Origin of the sequence: Shewanella japonica, from assembly GCF_002075795.1 — a bacterium.
GTDB classification, from domain to species: domain Bacteria; phylum Pseudomonadota; class Gammaproteobacteria; order Enterobacterales; family Shewanellaceae; genus Shewanella; species Shewanella japonica.
Genome location: NZ_CP020472.1, coordinates 1994614 through 2016984 on the forward strand (window position 1 = coordinate 1994614; position 22371 = coordinate 2016984).

General features: G+C 40.2%; 14 protein-coding genes and 6 tRNA genes. 14 read left to right on the forward strand and 6 right to left on the reverse strand.

Annotated features, from left to right (window positions below):
* Window positions 1–78 precede the first annotated feature (78 nt).
* From SJ2017_RS08520 to SJ2017_RS08550, 7 genes are all read left to right on the forward strand, one after another.
* Window positions 79–154, forward strand: a tRNA-Lys gene (locus tag SJ2017_RS08520).
* A 146-nt stretch (window positions 155–300) separates the two neighbouring features.
* Window positions 301–376, forward strand: a tRNA-Lys gene (locus SJ2017_RS08525).
* A 148-nt stretch (window positions 377–524) separates the two neighbouring features.
* Window positions 525–600 (forward strand) — tRNA-Lys (locus SJ2017_RS08530).
* A gap of 145 nt (window positions 601–745) precedes the next feature.
* Window positions 746–821: transfer RNA gene (locus SJ2017_RS08535), tRNA-Lys, on the forward strand.
* Window positions 822–955: 134 nt separating this feature from the next.
* A tRNA-Lys gene (locus tag SJ2017_RS08540) sits at window positions 956–1031 on the forward strand.
* A 69-nt stretch (window positions 1032–1100) separates the two neighbouring features.
* A tRNA-Lys gene (locus SJ2017_RS08545) sits at window positions 1101–1176 on the forward strand.
* Between the two features lie 383 nt (window positions 1177–1559).
* Entirely contained in the window at window positions 1560–2711 is a 1152-nt protein-coding gene (locus tag SJ2017_RS08550; protein ID WP_080915483.1) for a DcaP family trimeric outer membrane transporter, read from the forward strand.
* Between the two features lie 100 nt (window positions 2712–2811).
* Here the strand turns inward: SJ2017_RS08550 and SJ2017_RS08555 are convergent, their stop codons facing one another.
* From SJ2017_RS08555 to acs, 3 genes are all read right to left on the reverse strand, one after another.
* On the reverse strand, window positions 2812–3072 hold the full coding sequence (locus SJ2017_RS08555; RefSeq protein WP_055026330.1) for a GrxA family glutaredoxin: 261 nt from the start codon (window positions 3070–3072) through the stop codon (window positions 2812–2814).
* 67 nt (window positions 3073–3139) lie between these two features.
* Window positions 3140–4897 carry a DNA repair helicase RadD gene (gene radD / locus SJ2017_RS08560; protein ID WP_080915484.1) on the reverse strand — a complete coding sequence of 586 codons (1758 nt, stop codon included), beginning with the start codon at window positions 4895–4897 and terminating at the stop codon, window positions 3140–3142.
* 245 nt (window positions 4898–5142) lie between these two features.
* Entirely contained in the window at window positions 5143–7095 is a 1953-nt protein-coding gene (gene acs, locus SJ2017_RS08565) for an acetate--CoA ligase (protein WP_055026328.1), read from the reverse strand.
* 187 nt (window positions 7096–7282) lie between these two features.
* On the opposite strand from acs, the gene SJ2017_RS08570 reads away from it, so the two are divergent.
* Window positions 7283–10708 (forward strand): hybrid sensor histidine kinase/response regulator, encoded by a 3426-nt coding sequence (locus tag SJ2017_RS08570; RefSeq protein WP_055026327.1) that lies wholly within the window; start codon window positions 7283–7285, stop codon window positions 10706–10708.
* Window positions 10709–10749: 41 nt separating this feature from the next.
* A complete protein-coding gene (locus SJ2017_RS08575) occupies window positions 10750–11352 on the forward strand; it encodes a glutathione S-transferase family protein (protein ID WP_080915485.1) in 603 nt (200 codons plus the stop codon).
* Between the two features lie 131 nt (window positions 11353–11483).
* On the opposite strand, the gene SJ2017_RS08580 is transcribed toward SJ2017_RS08575, so the two are convergent.
* The 3 genes from SJ2017_RS08580 to bioA form a co-directional block, all read right to left on the reverse strand.
* Window positions 11484–12365 (reverse strand): NAD(P)-dependent oxidoreductase, encoded by an 882-nt coding sequence (locus SJ2017_RS08580; protein WP_055026325.1) that lies wholly within the window; start codon window positions 12363–12365, stop codon window positions 11484–11486.
* 375 nt (window positions 12366–12740) lie between these two features.
* Entirely contained in the window at window positions 12741–15719 is a 2979-nt protein-coding gene (locus SJ2017_RS08585) for a TonB-dependent receptor (RefSeq protein ID WP_080915486.1), read from the reverse strand.
* 654 nt (window positions 15720–16373) lie between these two features.
* Window positions 16374–17714, reverse strand: coding sequence for an adenosylmethionine--8-amino-7-oxononanoate transaminase (gene bioA / locus SJ2017_RS08590; protein ID WP_080915487.1), 1341 nt, complete (start codon window positions 17712–17714; stop codon window positions 16374–16376).
* Window positions 17715–17823: 109 nt separating this feature from the next.
* On the opposite strand from bioA, the gene bioB reads away from it, so the two are divergent.
* The 5 genes from bioB to SJ2017_RS08615 all read left to right on the forward strand — a co-directional run bounded on the left by bioB (window position 17824) and on the right by SJ2017_RS08615 (window position 22185).
* A complete protein-coding gene (gene bioB / locus SJ2017_RS08595; RefSeq protein WP_055026322.1) occupies window positions 17824–18876 on the forward strand; it encodes a biotin synthase BioB in 1053 nt (350 codons plus the stop codon).
* Window positions 18877–18919: 43 nt separating this feature from the next.
* Window positions 18920–20038 carry an aminotransferase class I/II-fold pyridoxal phosphate-dependent enzyme gene (locus SJ2017_RS08600; RefSeq protein ID WP_080915488.1) on the forward strand — a complete coding sequence of 373 codons (1119 nt, stop codon included), beginning with the start codon at window positions 18920–18922 and terminating at the stop codon, window positions 20036–20038.
* 53 nt (window positions 20039–20091) lie between these two features.
* On the forward strand, window positions 20092–20865 hold the full coding sequence (locus tag SJ2017_RS08605; RefSeq protein ID WP_080915489.1) for a methyltransferase domain-containing protein: 774 nt from the start codon (window positions 20092–20094) through the stop codon (window positions 20863–20865).
* Window positions 20866–20876: 11 nt separating this feature from the next.
* Complete coding sequence (gene bioD / locus SJ2017_RS08610; RefSeq protein WP_080915490.1) at window positions 20877–21554, forward strand: dethiobiotin synthase; 678 nt, start codon at window positions 20877–20879, stop codon at window positions 21552–21554.
* Window positions 21555–21672: 118 nt separating this feature from the next.
* Window positions 21673–22185, forward strand: a complete 513-nt coding sequence (locus tag SJ2017_RS08615) for an AAA family ATPase (protein ID WP_055026318.1) — start codon at window positions 21673–21675, stop codon at window positions 22183–22185.
* Window positions 22186–22371: the final 186 nt, after the last annotated feature.

Below are 22371 nucleotides of genomic sequence, written 5' to 3' on the forward strand. Positions count from 1 at the left end.
CAGGTTAGATTAACTTAGTTAGATGACAGATTGATTGAACTCTATTTATAGTCTTCACTTAATCTAAGAAGCAGAAATGGGTCGTTAGCTCAGTTGGTAGAGCAGTTGGCTTTTAACCAATTGGTCGAAGGTTCGAATCCTTCACGACCCACCACTTTTCTAAAAGTGTTGCCAGTTAGGCATAAATTTAGACGTAATGAATCGTTACGTAAATAGATAGGTTGTTAGCTCAGTTGTTTAGTTTAATTAGGCAGTTGGCTTTCTCTCCGATTAAAACATAGGTTTTAATGAAATACAGATGGGTCGTTAGCTCAGTTGGTAGAGCAGTTGGCTTTTAACCAATTGGTCGAAGGTTCGAATCCTTCACGACCCACCACTTTTCTAAAGGTGTTGCCAGTTAGGCATAAATTTAGACGTAATGAATCGTTACGTAAAACTAGATGGGTCGTTAGCTCAGTTGTTTAGTTTAATTAGGCAGTTGGCTTTCTTTCCAATTAAAACATAGGTTTTAATGAAATACAGATGGGTCGTTAGCTCAGTTGGTAGAGCAGTTGGCTTTTAACCAATTGGTCGAAGGTTCGAATCCTTCACGACCCACCACTTTTCTGAAAGTGTTGCCAGTTAGGCATAGATTTAGAAGCAAAACCTAGATGGGTCGTTAGCTCAGTTGTTTGTCCTCTTGTTAACAAGATTAGGCAGTTGGCTTTCTCTCCAATTAAAACATAGGTTTTAATGAAATACAGATGGGTCGTTAGCTCAGTTGGTAGAGCAGTTGGCTTTTAACCAATTGGTCGAAGGTTCGAATCCTTCACGACCCACCACTTTTCTGAAAGTGTTGCCAGTTAGGCATAGATTTAGAAGCAAAACCTAGATGGGTCGTTAGCTCAGTTGTTTAGTTTAATTAGGTAGTTGGCTTTCTCTCCAATTAAAACATAGGTTTTAATGAAATACAGATGGGTCGTTAGCTCAGTTGGTAGAGCAGTTGGCTTTTAACCAATTGGTCGAAGGTTCGAATCCTTCACGACCCACCACTTTTCTGAAAGTGAGATTGCCAGTTAGGCTTTAATTCAGACGTAATGAATCGTTACGTAAAACTAGATGGGTCGTTAGCTCAGTTGGTAGAGCAGTTGGCTTTTAACCAATTGGTCGAAGGTTCGAATCCTTCACGACCCACCACTTTTCTGAAAGTGAGATTGCCTGTTCGGCTTTAATTCAGTTCTTCTATTGTCCTACCGTTTTTAATCTATTCATATTCAAGCTTTTTTAATTTATTCAGCCTTACTATAAACTCAACTCTTGTATGTTGATGTTGTACTTTTTGTCAACTTTATCGCCTCATGAATAAGTATTCTTTTGTTCACAAGAATACTGCTTAGCTATTAATTTTACTGGGCAGTCTTAACGTATTCAAATTGCTAATGTTATATACCATTTAATTGCAAACCTGCTAATCATTTTAGCTTTCTCTCATCTACTTTTGTCTAATAGACCTATTGCTAATGTTGCTTATTTGTTAAGTGGGTCATATTGCTTTAGATGATAAGAACAGGGAGAGCATGATGAAACAAGCAAAATATGGTTTATTAATCGGTTGTTCAATGCTGGCATTAAGTAATGTTAGTTATGCAGATACTGATATGCAGTTTGGGGGCTACGTAAAAGCTGATGTGATGTTCAGTGACTATGGTAATGGCGCACCCGATTCAGGAAGTTTATCTCGTCAATTTTATGTGCCTGGTACTATTTATGGCGAAGAGGGTAATGGTAAACAAGTTGTCGATTTTCAGGCGCGAGAGACTCGTTTTAATTTTAAAACGGTTTCAGATTTTGATGGTCATAAGTTAACAGGTTTTATTGAATTAGATTTCATGACTCATACTGACGGTAATGAACGTGTATCTAACAGTTATTCACCACGTATCCGACAAGCTTTTATTAGTTATGATAACTGGACAGTCGGTCAAACATGGACAACGTTCCAAAATCCTGGCGCATTGCCTGAAAACTTAGATTTTGTTGGTGCTGCCGAAGGTACACCTTTTGTTAGACAAGCGATGATTCGCTATACCAATGGTGGATTTCAAATAGCAGTCGAAAACCCTGAAACGACTGTAAATAAATATGCTACGGCAACACGACTCACCAGTGGTAGTGGCATTGTGCCAGATGTCGTTGCTCGTTATAACTTTAAGACAGAAGGCGGGACTGCTATTTCTGTGGCTGGTATTTTACGTCAATTGAATGTTGAAGAAAATGTTGATGGGCAGGCGGTAGATTCAACTGAAATGGGTTACGGTGCGAGTATTGCCGGTATTATCCCGGTCGGAAACGATGACTTTAAATTCTCAGCAACCTACGGTGAAGGCCTAGGGCGTTATATGGCGTTGAATTATGCCAATGCTGGTAATCTTGATGCTAACGGTGAAATACAAGCGATAAGCTCTTACGGTGGCTATGCCGCTTACCGCCATTGGTGGAATGACAAGTGGCGTACGAGTGTCACTGTGTCAGCATTTAAAGCTGATAACGATACTATGCTATCGAGTAGCTTAGTAAATGCTGAGTCTTACTCAAGTTATATTAACTTATTGTATTCACCAACCAAGCCTTTGACCTTTGGTGTTGAATATATGTACGCGAAAAACGAACGTGAAAATGGAAGTGATGGTGACCTAAGCCGTATTTTGTTCTCTGCTAAATACGTGCTTTAAAAGCTAATAATTTTCTAAGGTAGCATTACGACATCAAAAAAGGGTTAATTCATTGAATTAACCCTTTTTTCATTTGTGCATAATTGATTTTTTAATCTAATTAGCCCAATAAGTTGTTTGAACGTACGTACTGTTCAAATTCAGTGTAACCACCAACATGCACTTCATCGACAAAGATTTGTGGCACTGTTTCAACAGGCTTGCCAACCGTTTTCTCTAAATCAGCTTTTGAAATGCCTTCAGCGTGAATGTCGACATACTTGAACTTAAATCCGTCACGCTGTTCAGTTAATTTTTCTGATAGTTCAACAGCACGAACACAATAAGGGCAGCCTGGACGGCCAAAAATTACAACAAACATAGTGACTCCTTTTTTTGATTTGACGATTTATACCATAAGTTTTATCGAATTGATAATTTCATTCAATTCAAACAAAACTGTTTTCATTAATGGTTTTAAATCGTCCTTTATAATCAAAAAACTTTTCCACTAATTCCCACTTATGCTTTTGTTTTTTTAGTAACAGCAAATCAGGCGTTTTAAAATGTTTCTGGTGTTCAAGAACTTGTTGGGGTGATGAGAATTGTGGATGTTTCATCCCAGGCGTGCGCGAGTGTGGAGCAATAAAAATTGCATATAAGGCGCGCCGCTGAGCAGGTGTTTCCATTCTAAAGCTTTCTTTAAATTCATTAGCGTCAATATCGAAATATTTCACTATCAGCTTTTTATCATCTTCGATGAGATGCATCTCTTGGCATTTGAATAAATGATGATGTTGAGAGGATAAAACTTGTTTTAATCGTTTATCTGGATCAATGAGAGTTGACTGGCATGTTTGGCAAATGCGCGCTGCAATATCATTTTCAGCGCCACAATCAGGGCAGGATTTAGAGCGAAACCTGAAATAACATTGCTGTTGTGTATCCTGTTTAGTATCGACTAATCCTTGGCAGCGTCGTCCGAAGTGTTCAACAATATCACCGTCAGAATCGACAATACCCCAAAAAGTATTAGCAAACTGGCAAACGGGGCAGTGTACTTGTACTGGGACAGATTTACTGTTGGGTTTGACTTGGCCAACTTCAGGAAAATAAAGATCATATCCATTAGCTGCATAATCAATGACTAGGCAATCCTCTTTGTCTTTTGCTAAGCGTAAGCCTCTGCCAATCATTTGCTGAAATAAGCTCACAGAGGCCGTAGGCCTTAAGATAGCAATTAAATCTACATGGGGAGCATCAAAGCCTGTAGTAAGTACCGCTACGTTGACAATGTATTTAAGACTTTGCTGCTTAAACCGAGAAATAATATCATCACGCACTGTATGAGGGGTGTCAGCGGTAATTAAAGCTGCACTATCATCGAGTAACTTCATTATTTCTTTTGCATGACGCACTGTTGCCGCAAATATGAGCACGCCTTTACGGTGTTCTGCTAGTTGCACAACCTGTTTAATAATTGCTGTGGTAGCTCGGCCTTGATGATCTAATAAATCATCGACTTCTTTTTGTGGATATTCGCCCGTCTCTGAAGGGGTTACCTGGCTAAAATCATATTGTGCGCTTAAGCCATCGAATATCTTAGGTGCTGTTAAATACCCGTGTTTAATAAGTGGCCGCATGGGCAATTCAAAAATACATTGTTCAAAAATAGGTTTTTCTGTGTTGCCGACTTTACCGTGATAATGATGGCGAAATATCCAGCCTAGTCCTAATCTGTATGGTGTTGCCGTTAACCCGAGTAATTTTAGTTGCTGATTATTTTTTTTCAGATGATTCAATAACTGCCAATACTGACTATTTTCATCGTTACTAACACGGTGACATTCATCAATAATAACCAAAGAGAAAGTTTGGTTAAATTTTTCAGGTGCCCTAGCAGCTGATTGAACGCTAGCCACAACCGTTTTACCTACCGCTTTCTTTTGGTTTAATCCAGCTGAATAGATACTGGCATCTTGAGTCAGTAATCCCACTTTTTCTGCATTTTGAGCGACTAGCTCTTTAACGTGAGTCAATATCAAAACATTGCCTCTAGCTATTCTTGCAAGTTCTGCTATCACGATACTTTTACCAGCACCTGTTGGTAATACTAATACAGCGGAGTCATTACTTTGCTTAAAGTGTTTTATAGCGGCATCAACAGAATCTTGTTGGTAATCACGAAGGGATATTACGGATGTCATAGGTTTTTATCGTTATTAAATAATGTTCAAAGTAATAATCAAATTCATCGCATTCACGGAGCATACATTGCTAGTGATATTGCTAGTGATATTGCTAGTGATATAAATGGTTACTCTAGCATGAAATAAAGCCCTTAATTTAGGCTGTATAAAAAATTGATATAAAAAGCCCCCTCAATTGAGGGGGCAACGAGAATCTGGTTAGGATTTCTCAAGGTGGGTAGGACAGTTAATTGATTAGGATATTATTCCGCTTTGTTTAAGCGTGATTCTATCAAGGTATCGATTACCGCAGGATCTGCAAGTGTTGAAGAATCACCTAAGTTTGTTACCTCGTTTGCTGCAATCTTACGCAAGAAACGGCGCATGATCTTGCCAGAGCGAGTCTTAGGTAAACCACCAGCCCATTGAATCAAATCTGGGGTCGCTAACGCGCCGATTTCTTTACGAACCCATTGTCGTAAGTTTTGACGAAGTTCTTCCGTTTCTTCAATACCTTTAGTTAAGGTCACATAAGCGTAGATACCTTGACCTTTGATGTCATGGGGGTAACCAACTACTGCGGCCTCAGCAACTAGCTCATGTGAAACAAGGGCACTTTCAACTTCGGCGGTACCTAAACGATGACCGGATACGTTAATAACGTCATCCACACGACCCGTGATCCAGTAATAACCGTCTTCGTCACGACGGGCACCATCACCAGTAAAGTACATGCCTCGGAAAGTTTTAAAATACGTTAATGCAAAACGGTCATGATCGCCATAAACCGTGCGCATTTGGCCTGGCCAAGAATCGAGAATGACCAAATTACCTTCAACTGCACCATCTAAAATATTACCCATGTTATCAACTAGGGCTGGCTGCACACCAAAGAATGGGCGAGTCGCAGAGCCTGGTTTAGCATCGGTTGCTCCAGGAAGTGGGCTAATTAAGATACCGCCAGTTTCTGTCTGCCACCATGTATCAACAATTGGGCAAGACTCATGGCCAATGACTTCGTGATACCAGCGCCAAGCTTCAGGGTTGATAGGTTCACCTACTGAGCCCATTACACGAAGCGAACTGCCATCAAAGCCGTCAAATTGCTCTTTGCCTTCAGCCATCAGTGCACGGATTAATGTCGGTGCGGTATAAAGAATATTCACTTTATGACGATCAATCATTTCACCTAAACGTGATGGACCTGGAGAATTAGGTACACCTTCATGAATAAGAATCGTTGCACCATTAGCCAGTGGGCCATAGACCATATAGGAATGGCCAGTAATCCAACCGACATCGGCAGTACACCAATAAACCTCGCCTTCTTTGTAATCAAATACATATTCGTGTGTCATTGATGCATAAACCATGTAACCACCGGTTGTGTGCAGCACACCTTTAGGGTTACCAGTTGAGCCTGACGTATAAAGCAGGAAAAGCGGGTCTTCAGCGCCCATTTCTTCGGCTTGGCAATGCTCTGAAGCTGTTGCCATTACATCGCTCCACCAAATATCACGACCTTCAACCCAATCGATATCTCCGCCTGTGCGGTTGAGTACGATAACTTTTTCGACGCAATCAACATCTGGATTATTCAGTGCGTCATCAATACTACGTTTAAGAGGAATTTTACGACCACCACGAATACCTTCGTCGGCAGTAATCAATACTTTTGATTTGCCATCAATAACACGAGATGCAATGGAGTCTGGAGAGAAACCTCCAAATACCACTGAGTGAATAGCACCAATGCGAGCACAAGCTAACATGGCTACAGCAGCTTCAGGCACCATTGGCATATAAATCGTGACGACATCGCCTTTACAAACGCCTTGGCTGCGAAGTGCATTGGCAAATTTACACACATCAGTATGTAACTCACGGTAAGTAATTTTACGCTGCTCATTTGCATCATCGCCTTCCCAGATAATGGCAACTCTATCGCCATTTTTTTCAAGGTGGCGATCTAAACAGTTTGCAGAGGCGTTTAATGTGCCATCATAAAACCAATTGATAGACAGGTTATGATCATCAAAAGAGGTCTTTTTGATTTTGGTGTAAGGCTTAATCCAATCGATACGCTTACCATGTTCTCTCCAAAACCCTTCTGGATTTACCACTGATTCTTGGTACATTTTTTTATATTTATCGTTATCTACCAGTGCATTGTTGGCGAAATCTGCTGGTACTTTATAGAGAGACTGCGAGCTCATAGGGCTTCCCTTTGTCAAAATTAGCGTTACGAGAGTATTGTCTGCAAGGTGAGGTTAACACTATTAGACCTTGGTCTAGTTTTAAAATATCCTTAATATTTAACCTGTTGCGCATGTTAGCATGACGTATTCGTGAAACGGTTTTATTGCACAAATATTAAGCATAAAAATAATTAAAGAGAATGCTATGAATTTGACCTTAGTCGTTGCTGTAATTGCAATTTGCTATGTTTCCTTGCTGTTTATCTTAGCGTGGGGAGCTGAACGCTGGTTTAGTAAAATCACCAAAAAGGTGCAAGTGTGGATATACGGCTTAAGTCTAGCGGTTTACTGTTCGTCGTGGAGCTTTTTAGGCACGGTGGGGCAGTCTGCTAATGATTTGTGGTCTTTTTTACCGATTTATTTAGGGCCTATTTTGGTTTTTACTTTAGGCTTTGGCATGCTTCGTAAGATAGTAGCCATATCAAAAGCGCAAAATATCACCTCTGTTGCAGATTTTATTGCCGCTCGCTATGGAAAATCTCAAACCCTTGCTGCAATTGTGACACTTATTGCTTTATTTGGGATCATGCCTTATATCGCTTTGCAGTTAAAAGCGATGGTCTTTAGCTTGAATTTATTTCAGCCTGAAAACATGCCATTAAATGATGTCAGCGTCCCCATGGTCATGACATTTATTTTAGCAATCTTTGCTATCTTATTTGGTACACGAAAGCTTGATGCAACAGAGCATAACCCTGGAATGATGGTCGCTATTGCATTCGAGTCATTAGTGAAGCTAGCTGCTTTTTTAATTGTTGGCTTTGTGATTACTTTTGGCTTTTTTGATGGGTTTGGTGATATTTGGCAGCAGGCGGCAGAAAAAGACATTATTAAACATGGCTCATTAAATATTACTTCTTTTTTGCCTGAGATGTTTGTGGGTGTAGCCGCATTTTTATGTATGCCAAGGCAATTCCATGTCATGGTGGTGGAATGTGCTGAAGAGTCTGTACTTAAAAAAGCACGTTGGATATTCCCATTATACCTCGCCATGTTTGGCTTGTTTGTGGCGCCATTAGCCTTAGCTGGCACATTATTACTCGGCGACAGTGTGGCCGCCGACACTTACGTGATTAATCTTCCTTTAGCACTAGATCAACCGGTACTAGCGGTGATTGCGTTGTTAGGCACATTATCTGCGGCAACGGGTATGGTAATTGTTGCTGTGGTGACGATAAGTATTATGATCAGTAATGAGTGGATTGTTCCTTTCATGCTACGCACGAATAAAGTGAGTGGAACTAATTTTAACCAATTTGCTCGTTTTTTACTTAATGCTCGCCGTCTTGCCATCGTTATTATTCTTTCATTAGGCTACTTAAGTTACTTATTGTTCGGTAATAGTGAGTCATTATCTCATTTAGGACAATTGTCATTCGGTGCTTTCGCTCAGCTTGCACCAGCTTTGCTCGGTGGATTGTATTGGAAGTATGGTAATCGCTCTGGGGTATTCTTAGGCTTAGCAGTTGGGTTTTCTTTATGGTGTTATATCCTATTTGAAGGCAGTGTAGGTTTAGGGCAAGAAACAGGCTTATTAGCCTCAATTAGCCCAGAGGTTGACGATACGCTTATTGCCCTATTAGCTAATATTATTTGTTATATATTAGGCTCATTATGGTTTAGAGCGGGTGTCGCTGAGCGTATTCAAGCTAGCCATTTTATCAATCCGGGCTCACTTCAATCTGATTCAAACAAAAAAGATGCTAACAGAAAACACACTGCCATTTCCCAGCAAGACTTGTTAATTCTCGCCAGTCGATTTGTCAGCCCAACTAGAGCATATGAAAGCTTTAGTAAGTTCTCCCCAGATGCTGTGCGTAGTGATTCATGGCATAAAATGGCTGACCAATCTTTAGTGTCACATACAGAGCATATGCTTGCTGGGGTATTAGGTGCCTCTAGTGCCTCTTTGGTAATGGATTCAGTATTACAAGGTCGTGACTTAGCCCTTGATGAAGTATTCAGCTTGGTAGATGAAGCATCATCTAAGATTATTTTAAGCCAAGATATGCTTAGAGGCGCAATTGAGCACGCTTATGAAGGCATGAGTGTGGTCGATAAAGATTTGAATTTAGTTGCTTGGAACTTTAAATATGCTGAGCTGTACGATTACCCTGAAGGATTTTTACAACAGGGCATGCCAATTAGCGAGGTGATCCGTTTTAATGCTGCCAGAGGCTACTGTGGTGAGGGCGACATAGAGTTGCAAGTCGATATACGTGTGCAACATATGCGTAATGGTACAGAGCACACATCTGAGCGGCAGCGAAAAGATGGGAAAGTGATCAAAATTCAGGGTAATCCAATGCCTGATGGCGGTTTTGTGATGACCTTTACTGACATTACCCAATATCGCAAGCAAGAGAAAGCCTTATTAGAAGCGAATGAAACATTAGAATCTCGAGTACAAGAGCGTACTTATGAGCTCGCGATGCTCAATAGTGAACTCCTTGAAGCAAAAGCCCAAGAAGAAATGGCGAATGCCTCTAAAAGTCGTTTTTTAGCCGCTGTTGGGCATGATTTAATGCAGCCTTTAAATGCGGCTCGTTTGTTTACAGCATCGCTTGCACAATATCCGAATTTGGATTTGGAAGGAAAAACCACGCTTTCTCATATTAATAATTCACTTCGCACTGCTGGCGAATTATTAACTGACTTGTTGGATATTTCTAAATTAGATTCAGATATGGTAGAGGTGAATCGTCGAGATTTTTCTCTTGGAGAATTACTAAATGGCTTAGCCGTTGAATTTGAAGCCATGTCTGCTGACAATCAAATCAAATTTAATATGATGCCGTGTAATGCAACGATTAATTCTGATTTATCCCTATTAAGACGGGTGTTACAAAACTTTTTAACCAATGCCTATCGCTATGCAAAAGGCGGAAGAGTATTACTGGGTTGTCGTCATCGTGGTGATTTTATTGAAATTCAAGTTCTTGATACTGGTTGCGGTATTGATGAACATGAAACGCAAGAAATCTTTAAAGAGTTTAAACGTCTAAATCATCCAAGTAGTCGCAACGTTAGTGGACTAGGGCTCGGCTTAGCTATTGCTGACCGAATCAGTAAAGTGCTGGACCATCAAATCTTAGTGACATCAAAGTTAGGACAAGGATCGGTATTTTCTATAATGGTGCCGTTGGGCAAAACGGTGACAGAGAAAGTCGTGAAACCGGTACCGACGCCAACCCAGCCTCTAGCAGGGGTGAAAGTGCTATGTATTGATAATGAAGAAGCCATTTTAGCGGGACTTGAAAGTTTACTGACTCGTTGGAAATGTGATGTTGTTTGTGCTACGGATTTGGCTGATGCACGCATTAAATTAGGCCTCAAAGGGGTAGCTCCAGATATCGTTTTAGCTGATTATCATTTAGATAATGATCAAAACGGTGTGGATGCAATGGATGGAATTCGCTCTCGATACGGTGAGCATTTACCGGGCATTTTAATCACTGCTAATACCAACAAAGATCTCATTGATGATGTACAAAAGCGTGGCTATCACTACATGGCTAAAATGGTGAAACCTGCTGCATTAAGAGCGTTGATTTCAAGCCTAGTAAAATAGATGATGAAATAGTGAGAGATTTAACCAAAGCAAGGATGAAGATGATAACTGTATATGGTGACGTAAAGTCGGGAAATTGTTACAAGGTAAAGTTAACGTTAAGGTTACTAAATCAAGCTTATCGTTGGCGAGATATCGATATAATGGCTGGTGAAACTAAAACGGCAACATTTTTGAAAAAATCACCTCAAGGGAAGCTGCCTATTATTGAGCTTGATGATGGAAGGGTGCTGGCAGAGTCAAATGCCATTATAGGGTATTTAGCTGAAGGGTCTGGGCTAATACCGACTGATGAGTTTGATAAAGCATTAATGTATCAATGGCTTTTCTTTGAGCAATACACCCACGAACCTTGTATAGCCGTTGCTCGCTTTATTCGCCTTTATCAGAACATGCCGATTGAGCGCCAAGCTGAATATGATCTTTTACACGTTAAGGGTAGACAAGTGTTGAGATTACTAGATGAGCAGTTAGCCAACAAAGCCTTTATCTTAGGGGAACAATTCAGTTTAGCCGATATCGCCTTATTTGCTTATACCCATGTCGCCCATGAAGGTGGCTTTGATATAACGCCCTTTGAGAATATAAGGCAGTGGTTGAGTAATGTTGAACAACAGCCAGGCTTTGTCGGTATGCAAGATTAATTACATTGATTTTGAGAACATGCGACTAGAAAAATAAAGCCCCGTATCAAACTAGATAAGGGGCTTTTTAAACTCAGTTAAACGGTGTAGCTAATAAAACGATCAATCTTTTAGGAATATCGATGTCGATATTATTTTTCTAACTTACTGAAATAATCAAAAATGACAGGAACATCATTTTGACCTAAACCTGCATCTACCGCTTCTTGTAAGCTAGTAGAAGTGCCCTGAGCAATAAGAGATTTAGTCCCTAAGTCTTCGCACATTGCAAGGAAATAACCTAAGTCTTTATTGGCATTCGCAACTGAGAAGCCAAGTTTTTCTTCACCGTCGACAGCATAGAACTTACAGAATTGCATGAACGGCGAGTTAGAAGGTCCTGCTGACATGATGTCAAATAACTGCTGTCCATCAACACCAGCAAGTTTTGCCACTGCAAATGCTTGCGACATGGTTGCTACCGTTGTCATACCCATGAAGTTATTAATTAATTTAGTTGTATGTCCTGCACCTAAAGCGCCTAGGTGGAATACATTTTCGCCTTGCTCTTCTAGTAATGGTTTAACTTTATTAAAAGTATCCATGTCACCAGCAGCCATAATGTTAAGTAGGCCATCTTTAGCATGTGCAGGTGTTCTGCCTAAAGGCGCATCAATCATGCCGACACCTTTTTCAGCAAGTGCAGCACCAATTTTTTTAGTCGAAGAGGGGATAGATGTACCAAAGTCAACTAGCACAGAGCCAGGTTTAATACCCTCTAATACGCCATCATCGCCGTATACAATTTTTTCTACCACTGCTGATGTCGTTAAACAAAACTGAACCACATCACTGGCAGCAGCTAACTCTTTTGCAGATGTAAAAGCAGTTGCATTGCCACGGTCAATAACACGTGCAACAGCTTCAGCGCTTAGATCCATTACATTGACTTGATAACCTCTCTTTTGAAGGTTCTCAACCATGTTGCCGCCCATAAGACCAAGGCCGATGAAACCAATGATTGGCTTTGTCATATCTAACTCCTAAAATTTTTATATATGTTTATCTGAGTAACAAAGATTGCTCAACGCTTAATAGTGCGAGTAAATTAGCTGCATGGATTAACTGTCCATTTTTGAATATGCAATTAATTGTTTTTACATGCTCTACTCTATTAAGTATTTGTAAATATTATCTAAATCGAGCTTATTACCAATATTAGTTAATAATAAATTTATTGTCAACCAATTTGTTATATTTTGGTTTACCAAAAGTTAAATTGGTAAGTTAACCTGTGAAGCTAAGTTGTGTTGTTATGTAATTTCGCTAAATTTATTGTCATTAATGGAAAGGTGATTGTTGGAGAAAGAGCCTACCCGTAGCGGAAGGCTCTTATTAAGTGTGGCTTATTAGAATCTAGCGCGAACTCCAACAGTATAGCGACGATCTGATTCACTGTACTTCCATACCGAATCTAGCTCTGTAGTGTATTCAATTGGTTCCCCAGTTAAATTCACAACATTACCAACAACAGTGAAGTGTTCATTGATATCCCAACTTGCAGAAAAGTCGAATTGACCTCGAGCTTCACGGTAGTTGTTACCAACAGTCGCATCAAAGTTATCTGCTGATGGGTCATTTTGGTTAAATACGTTATAACCTAATGCACCAACTGTTTGAACGCGTTTCTCTGCTTGAGAATATAAGTAACGATCGCGCCAGTTATATGCTAGACGGAATTGAAGGTCGTCATTTTCCCAGTACACTTGACCGTTAGCTGTATTCTCTGAAATATTTAGCAGTGGGTTGCCATCAGGTTGTTCACTATCAGCATAGGTATAGTTGGCATTGATACCAAATCCAGACCAGAAACCTGGTAAGAAGGTAAACTGTTGTTGATAAGCTAGCTCAACACCTTTTACTTCACCGCTGCCACCATTAACATCAGTATCAACAACAATACCTGTTCTGCCCGCAGCTTTTTCTGAGTCAACGTAGGCTAAACCTTGTGCCTCGGTTGCAAAGTTTACGTCACCTTGGCTTTGACCTGCAGTATCAAGTAAACAAACGTTGCCCCATTCTGTCGTGTTTTGGCCATCTACAGTACTTGGGTCAGCTAAACAACTGCTGTCTGTTTGTGTAAATGAATTGACGTCTTTATAGAAAAGTGCAGCTGAAACAATGCCACCATCACCAAAATAGTGTTCAACAGATAAGTCATATTGAGTCACACGGTATGGTTCAAGTTGGTAAGAACCTTGAGTACCAGTCACTAATGAGTTATCAATTGATAATGCTGGGCTTAGCTCATCAAAGTCTGCACGACGCATAACTTTTGCAGCAGCAAAGCGCATTAAGGTTTCATCTGTAAGGGTATAGGTCACATTCAAGCTAGGGAGAAAATCTGAATAATCGTTTTCGCCAGTATCAAGAATTTTGTTTCCATTGGCATCAACAGAAGCAACAACGCTAGACTCTAATTCTGTTTGAATATAACGACCACCAAATGCAGCAGTTAAATCATCAAAATCCAAATGGAATTGAGCATAGATAGCGCTGGTTTTCTCGTTAATTTCTTTATATGCACCATTATCTTCTACCATGTTGTCAGCTAATGAGCCGTTCATGGCATAAGAAGTACCTTGCAGCATTTGTTGAACTAATGCGTAAGTGGCTTCAGTGTTCTGTAGTAAATCAGCATCATAAACATTGTAAGTCATTAAATCGTTTTGACCATTTACACCTGTTTGGTCAAATGAATTACTCATGTTAACGATTTTCATGCTGTCAGCCAGTACAGGATTATCAATCCAAATAGGGCTATAGAGTCCGTCAGCATTGGTTGCTTTTTTATAAGAATCTTTAAGGGTAGTGTTGCCGTTGATAGGTTTTAGGTCATAGCGGTTGGCACTATAATCTCGGTCAGTAAAGCGCACACCAGCTTTTACCGCTGATACCCAATCTACACCAATGTCAGAGATTTTGAAGTCAAAGCGTAATGCTTGTTCTTCATTGTCAGTTTCAAGTGTTTTATGGAAGAATTCACGAAATACTAAGTTATCAGGGTTAGTTAACATACCTGAATCAGCATATGTGTAACCAGGAATGCCACTGCCCGTAAACGAACTACCTGTACTGGTATGTGTTACAAGATCAAGGGTAGGATCTGTACGTTCAATTGGACGTAAGTTAAATTCATTTGCTGTTTGTTTTTCTTTAGATTTTGATATTGAGTATTCAGCAGATAATTCAATGTTATCAGTGATAAACCACTCACCACCGAGGGCATGAGAGGTGGTATCTGATGTCGTAAAGTCACTCCAAGTTTTTGGAATTACAAGGACACCATCTAAATCGTAATTATGTAGCTGACCGTTAGCATCATAGTAAGAATCACTTCTTGCTACAGAACTACCACCCACATCTAAGATAGAGTAAGCAGATTGGCCGCCATCAAGTTTAGTTGCATTCAAATCAAGATAAATGTTGGCTTCAGCACTAACAGGTTCCCATTGTAGTGAAATACCATAAGCTGTACGTTCACGTTCTTCTGTTTTTTGCTCTAACGTGCTTTGCGTTCTACGTAAGTATTTGCCATTAGGTCCACCTGAGTCATCAACAACGCCGTCACCGTTAATATCGATGTTATCGAGCAAATCAACTTTGTTGAAATATTCATCACGGCGTAGTTCACGGTCTAAATAAGCAAGGTTAGCTGAAGCACCAAATGTACCTGCATCACCTAAATCCCAGTTATTACCAATACCAGCTGAAAAATTTGGTGCAGTATTTTCTGTTTTATCTGAATATTCGCCATCAAGCGTAATTGCCACAAGCGGTTCTGACAGCTCTAATGGACGAATAGTTTGCATGTTTACCGTACCACCTAAAGCACCCTCAATCATGTCAGGTGTAGGTGATTTAATGACTTCAACCGTTTTCAAAAAGCTTGAAGGAAAGTCATCCAATCCAATACCGCCACGACCAGCACCTGCAGTAGAGCGACCATTAAGTAGTATCAAGTTTTCAGATACGCCTCTAATTGTTACTGACTCACCCACCCCGAAGTCAGTTCCAATAGAAACACCTGTAATTCGTTGCAAGGCTTCTGCAATGTTATTATCAGGTAATTTACCAATGTCTTCTGCAACAATAGCATCGACAATACGATCATCAGCTCGCTTTAGTAAATTAGCTGCTTTTAAACTGCCAAATATCCCTTTAACTGCAATGACTTCAATTTCGTCTGTTTCTGCATTTTGAGTTTCAGCATCAGCAGCGAAGGTCGGCATAGACAGTAGAGCTGTTAGTGTCGCACCAAAAATCGTTATATTAGTTGATTTATTTTTAGTCGCACTAAACATTGCACTTATTTTGTTGAGCTTCATAATTCCCCCGAAAATTATTCCCTTTGGTCTTGCCTTTTTTGGTATGACCAATTGTTGTTATTTTAAACAACAGAAACATTTATATAACACGTTACCAATTAATGCAACATGTTATTACCAATCTGGTAATGATTGGTGGCAGTGTTCAATGACAGCTAAATTGGGGTAAAAGTGTTGGCTGCTTGTTTATGTCAGATTTTAAGTTGATTGGTTAGGTGTTAGTCGCTAAAAGCAGCGATTAGTGCTGAATTAATCATCAGATTGTTGATTTGATTATATTAAAACAATGTAACTTTTTTGGTTTTTTCTACAGATGAGTCTTAATTGGTAAGTCTGCTTGGTAATGTTTTTTTGGTAATATTGGTTGGTGTGGTGTCTTGCAATATGCACATGTTAATCGTATTCGAAAAATTTACAGGGTAACACTGATTATGAAGTCATAACTCAAACATGGATATAATATCAGTCAGCTTAATGAGTCGCTTTTATGGTATGCGGCGCATGATTGGAGAGACTAAGTAGCCAAACTAGAAATTGTTTCTAGGTCTGGCGACTTTATATATTTCTGGCTCTAATCAATTTAAAAGTCTAACGATAGTGGTTATAGCAGTTAAAATATGATTAAGTGCAGCGAGTTGCTGCACAGATAAATAATTAGCCATTACTGAATGTATCAGCACTGCTTTGTTCTTGAGTGATATCAGCTGCGATGATTTTCATCGCATTCGTCAGTTTGGTTAACTGAGCTGACGTAATCGTGTAGGGCGGGGTGATGTATATAACATTGCCAAAAGGTCTAATCCAAACGCCAAGCTCAATAAATGCTTTCTGCAGTGCTCCGGTATTAATTGCACTGTCCATTTCAATCACGCCAACAGAGCCAAGCACTCGAACATCTTTTACATGCTCATAATCAATTGCTTCAGCAAGCTCTTGCTTCATTTGCGATTCAATATCGGTTACTTGCTGCTGCCAATTGCTTGTTTGTAAAATCTGTAAACTTGCATCCGCAGCGGCGCATGCGAGTGGGTTCCCCATAAAGGTCGGTCCATGCATAAACACGCCAGCAGGAGAGTCACTTATTCCTTTAGCCACTTCGTCACTACAAATCGTTGCTGCAAGGCTAATGTACCCACCTGTTAACGCTTTGCCCAAACATAAAATATCAGCTTCGATATTGGCATATTCATAGGCAAACAGTTTACCTATGCGGCCAAAACCAGTGGCGATTTCGTCTAAAATTAACAACACTTGGTATTTATCGCATAGGCCGCGCAAAGCAACTAAGTATTCGGCTGAGTAAAAGTGCATACCGCCAGCGGCTTGCATAATCGGTTCAATGATAATTGCGGCAATGTGTTGATGGTTAGTTTTTAATATTGCTTCTAAGGCATCGGTATCACCATCGACTAGCGCCTGATTAAAAGCTGATTGCGGTGCAGGAGCAAATAATTGCTCAGTGACTGCATTGCCAAACATAGTATGCATACCATTATCAGGGTCACACACACTCATGGCTGCGAAAGTATCACCATGATAACCACGTTTAACGGTAAGTAATTGTTGTTTTAATGGCTGGTTTTTACCTTGCCAGTATTGCATTGCCATTTTCATGGCAACTTCTACTGCAATGGAGCCAGAATCAGCTAAAAATACTTTAGTCAGATTAGGGCTCGTCATATCCACAAGGCGTTTACACAAATTAACTGCAGGTGCGTGGGTAATACCGCCAAACATCACATGGCTTAATGTGGTTAATTGATACTGCATGGCTTCGATAATTTCAGGACGATTATAGCCATGGATACAAGCCCACCAAGAACTGGTGCCATCAATAACAACTTGGCCATCGCTTAGGGTTAACTCACATCCCTCAGCACTAACTACACCGGTTACTTTTGCCGCGTTATGCATAGAAGTATAAGGGTGCCATATATGCTTTTTATCAAATTCGAAATCAATATTAGCTGGAGATTGTTGCAATGAGTCGTTCATATTTTAACCGTTAGTCAAGTTGTGTTGCTTGATAGCATTGACAGTTTACATGCTCAAGGTATCCTAACCCAACAACAAGCGAATATAAAATGAATAAAAAGGATTAACCATGTCATCGTCAGCGATCCGTCACGATTGGAGCAAAGCAGAAATTGAAGCATTATTTGCTTTACCTATGAATGATTTACTGTTCAAAGCACACAGTATTCATCGTGAAACTTTTGATCCTAACGAAGTACAAATTAGTCGTTTATTATCGATAAAAACCGGCGCATGCCCAGAAGACTGTAAATATTGCCCTCAAAGTGCTCGTTATGATACGGGTCTTGAAAAAGAGCGTTTATTAGAGATTGAAAAGGTGTTGACTGAGGCTAAAAGTGCTAAAGCCGCTGGCGCTTCTCGTTTTTGTATGGGCGCTGCTTGGCGAAACCCACGAGAGCGTGACATGCCTTATTTAACGCAAATGGTTAAGGATGTAAAAGCATTAGGCATGGAAACCTGCATGACACTTGGTATGTTGTCAAAAGAGCAGTCAGATGAACTTGCTGATGCGGGTCTTGATTACTACAACCATAACCTAGATACATCGCCAGAATACTATGGTGATGTTATTACCACTCGTACTTACCAAAACCGTATTGATACTTTATCTAATGTACGTGCTTCAGGCATGAAAGTGTGTTCTGGCGGGATTGTTGGCATGGGCGAGAAAGCGACTGACCGTGCAGGGCTTTTACAACAGTTAGCGAATCTTGAGCAGCACCCTGATTCAGTGCCAATTAATATGTTAGTTAAGGTAGCTGGAACACCGTTTGAAAAAATTGATGATCTCGATCCACTTGAGTTTGTACGCACCATCGCTGTGGCTAGGATCATTATGCCTAAATCACGAGTTCGCTTATCGGCAGGTCGTGAAAACATGACTGATGAACTGCAATCTATGTGCTTTTTTGCAGGCGCCAATTCGATATTCTATGGTTGCAAGTTATTAACGACACCGAATCCAGAAGAAAATGATGACATGACGTTATTTAAGCGTTTAGGTCTTCATCCTGAACAAGGCCCCTCTGCCAATATAGAATCTGATAGCGCTTTATTAGCTAAGGCCAATGCTAAAAAAGATAAGGCGACTAAGCAGTTCTTTGACGCTGGTGCGATTTAAGAATTTTCAAGAGAATTGTTCGTTATAAAAGCAGGCTGTATTTATGGCAAGTCATCCGTTACTCGATAAGATCAATCAGCGCATGCAACAGCTGGATCAAGATGGCTTACTTAGAAAGCGTAATCAGACAGGCGTTTCTTCACATATTATTGACTTTAGTCACAATGACTATTTAGGTTTAGCCACTAGTGCTGAAATGATTTCCGCTTTAAATCAAGGTGCAAATCGTTATGGCGTGGGCAGTAAGGCGTCACCTTTAGTTTCAGGTTACAGTCAAGCGCATCATGATTTAGAGAAACACTTGTGTGAGGTCACAGGACATGAAGCTGGGTTATTGTTTTGCTCTGGATTCAGTGCAAATCAAGCATTACTTAAAACACTTGTTGATGGCAATGATGTCGTCATAGCGGATAAGTTAATCCACGCTTCAATGATTGACGGCGTAAAGGATTCAGGTGCAAACCTTAAACGCTTTAAGCATAATGATTTACAGCATGCTGAGCAGTTGTTAACTCGTCATCCCGAATCAATATTACTGACCGAAAGTGTGTTTAGTATGGACGGTGACAAAGCGCCGTTAGCTGAGTTAAAAGGCTTGTGCCAACAGTATAATACGTGGTTAATTGTTGATGATGCGCATGGTTTTGGGGTATTGGCTGCCAGTTCCGTTAGCCAATATTGTGATATACAAGTTGTGACTTTCGGTAAAGCATTAGGTTGTCAAGGTGCTGCGATATTAGGCAGTCAAGCTGTGATTGATTACCTGGTTGCTCAATCTCGTCACTATATATATTCAACAGCACTATCGCCTGCAAATGCGTACTTAGCGCTCGCGGCAGTGAAACTCACCCAAAGTTCATCTCATCGGTTTAATTCGCTTCAAGACAATATTCACTATTTTAAGCAGGCTTGCGCGCAAGAAAAAATCGATTTAACAGAGTCTGAAACCGCTATTCAACCCGTTATTATCGGCAGCAGTGAGCAGACTGTTATGGTTGCGGAGCAATTGAGGGCGGTAGGGTTACTTGTTGGTGCGATTAGACAGCCTACCGTGCCAAAAGGTCAAGCAAGGCTTCGAATTACACTTAATTCACAGCACACAAAAACACAGATAAATCAGTTGGTCATGGCATTATCTAGATTAATCCATCCACACAATTAAAATTATATTTTATACACTGCCAATTTGCAGTTATCTCCTATTTGAGAGTATCGATGACTTTTAAAAATCCAGTAGCTGAAAAGTTTTCTCAAGCGGCCAAATGTTATAAACAGCATGATGTGTTGCAAAGAAGAACAGCAGAAAAATTACTGACGCACCAAATTTTATCTGGAGATATTGTTGATATTGGCTGTGGTCCTGGTACTGATTTTACTTTAGTTAACCCACAGCAAATTCAAATCAAGCAGGTAATGGCGGTTGACTTGTCATCGGAAATGCTAGCAATGGTGAAGCAAGATTTTCCTGATTACCATACGCTATGTGCCGATGCTGCAGCATTACCGCTTAGTGCCAATCAATTTAATGGTTTGTATTCAAACTTAGTATTGCAGTGGTGTGAAGACTTACCCGCAGTGCTAAGTGAGTTTTATCGTATATTAAAGCCAGGTGCTCATTGCTTAATTAGTATTGTGTCTGCGGGCAGTTTACCTGAATTAAGCAAATTGGGGCTGGGGCACAATGATTTTTCTCATTTTGATGACATCGTCGCTCAAGCAAATAAGCACCACTGGCAGATTGAAAACGCTGAGCATTGCAGTGAGAGTTTATATTTTACAGACTTACGCACTTTATTGTATTCCATCAAAGGAGTTGGGGCGTCAGTTAAGTCACATCAGCAAACTCAGTCTAAAGAAAAGCAAGGCTCAGTGAGTTTACGAGGCCGCCAAGACTGGCTTGCACTGACTGAGAAAGCGGAATCACTGAGAGTTGAGCAAGGTATTCCACTGACATACCAAATTACCTACTTACATTTGATTAAAAAATAAGGCGAATTGCGATGCTCTATTTTGTCACAGGTACAGATACTGATAGTGGTAAAACATTAGTTTCTTCAGCATTGCTGCATGCCGCTAATGGCTCAACCATAGGTGTAAAACCGATAGCTTCAGGTTGTGAACAAACGTCCCAAGGGCTGAGAAATAGCGACGCATTAGCGTTAATCGCTCAATCCAGTATTAAACTTGAATATTCGCAGATTAATCCTGTTTCATTTGAACCTGCCATCGCGCCACACATTGCAGCAAACGCGCAAGGGGTCAAGTTAACCGCGCAAGGGGTTGTGAAGTCATTACCTTTGGCGGCGCTATTGAGTGCAGACTTTAGCTTGATTGAAGGTGCGGGTGGTTGGCGATTACCCCTTGGCAATGGTGAGTTCTTGTCAGACTCAGTGAAGCGATTAAACTCAAACAACGAGTTAGGTGTTATTTTGGTGGTTGGGATGAAATTAGGCTGTTTGAATCATGCATTGTTAACTCAAGAAGCTGTGGTGGCTGATGGGTTAAAGATAGCGGGTTGGGTTGCGAATCAAGTCGATCCTAACATGGCTAATCAGCAAGAAAATTTAGCCAGTTTACAGCAAATAATGTCGGCTCCATTTCTGGGCTATATTCCTCATTTAAGTCAGCCAAGTGCAGCACAGGCAGCAAAGTTTATTACACTCACTAATCTACTGTAAGTTTATAAAGTCAGGTTAATTCATCAGTTTATTGAATGAGTTTATTGAATGAGGTAGTAAAAACGCCACTTAATTTTTGTTTTACGTCAATGTGATTGAACCGTTTCTAGGGTGAGATATGAACAAAGTTATTATTTTCGGTAATTCAGGCTCAGGTAAATCGACGTTGGCTTGTGCCTTAGCAAAGCGTCACCAGCTTTCTCACTTAGATTTAGACACCATTGCGTGGCAAGCATCTAATCCACCCACTCGATTACCCCTCGAACAATCTAAGCTTCATATTCAATCATTTTTAGACAAGTATACAAATTGGGTGATTGAAGGCTGCTATGCTGACTTATTAGCATTAGTTGCTCCTTTTGCTGAAGAAGCTATTTTTCTAAACCTGCCAGTTAGTGAATGTGTTGATAATGCAAAGCGACGTCCATGGGAGCCGCACAAATATCCTGACAAACAAGCGCAAGATGCTAATTTGCCAATGTTAATTGATTGGATTGGCCAATATACGACTCGAGAAGATACCTTTTCACTGTCAGCGCACGAGCGTTTATATCGTGACGTGAAAGCCACGAAAATGATGTTTAAATCCAATGTGAGCGCTCGCGTGTTACTCGACAATATGACTTCATAGTTAGGCTTGTCTAAAATTCAACGATATCTTTTCAATTGAGCAAGAGTTTGCGTGATTGTTTCTGTTAATAAAGAAGGTTGAATTTTGGCGATGATATATGACTTAAGCGTTAATTGGTTCTAACTAATATAAAGCGAAGTCATTAATGAGACTCGCTTCTATTTTATTTAACAGAGGTATTAGCGC